The organism is Bradyrhizobium sp. SHOUNA76, from assembly GCF_023006445.1.
Classification (GTDB): Bacteria; Pseudomonadota; Alphaproteobacteria; order Rhizobiales; family Xanthobacteraceae; genus Bradyrhizobium.
The window spans coordinates 1-893 of the sequence record NZ_JALBHA010000990.1; the positions used below are offsets into that span (position 1 = coordinate 1).

The 893-nt window shown below is 68.8% G+C and carries 1 protein-coding gene; it reads right to left on the minus strand.

Annotated features, from left to right (window positions below; translation table 11 throughout):
* Positions 1-893, minus strand: an 893-nt coding sequence (locus tag MOV74_RS39195) for an ATP-dependent helicase C-terminal domain-containing protein (RefSeq protein WP_309486888.1), incomplete at both ends; no start/stop codon positions are given.

Here is an 893-nt window from a genome sequence, read left to right on the forward strand (position 1 = left end):
CGGGATCGTCCGGCCAGGGATGGCGCGGGTAGCGGCCACGCAGGTCGGAGCGCACCGCGACATAGCTGCCACGCCAGAAGCCTGGGAGATCGCGCGTCACCTGCACCGGGCGCTGCGCCGGCGATAACAGCTCCAGCACCAGCGGCACCTTGCCGGCGGCGATCGAGGGATGGGTATTGAGACCGAACAATTCCTGCAGCCGCACTGCGATGGTCGGTCCCTGCTCGGCCTCGTAGTCGATCGCGAGCACGCTTCCGGTCGGCGCCTCGAAATGCGTCGGCGCCTCGCGGTCGAGCCGCGCGCGCATCTCCCACGGCAGCAGCGCCATCAGCGCGTCGGAGAGATCGCCCGGCGAGATATCCTTGAGCGCGATCTTGTCGTAGAGCGCCGGCACCAGCCAATCGTCGCGCCGCGCGATCAATCCGTCATCCGTGAGATCAGGCCAGCTGTCGCCCTCGGCCTTGCGCAGGAACATCACGCGGTCGCGCCACTGCTTTGCGGCCTTCGACCAGGGCAGCCGGTCGAGACCGGCGGCGATCAAGCCGTCGGCGAAAATACGCGCGGTGTCCTCCGAGGGCGAGACGGCAAGTGTCGACTCCGAGAGTGTGATGGCGTGCAGCACGCGCTTTCGCCGCGCGCGCAACGCCATCGCGCCGCGATCGAAGGTGATCTCGTCGGCGGTCTCGATATGCTCGGCGAAATGGTTCTCGATCTCGCCCTCGGTGATTTGCGCAGCGAGCAGGATGCGGCCGCTCGCCGCCGTTCCCGTCATCTCGCCGATCGCGATGTAGGGCGCACGGGCGAGCGAGGAGGTCTGCTCGACGGCGGCGCCGCGGCCACTGGCCAGCACGAAGCTGCCATTGCCGCGGTTGCGTGCGACGCGGTCCGGGAAG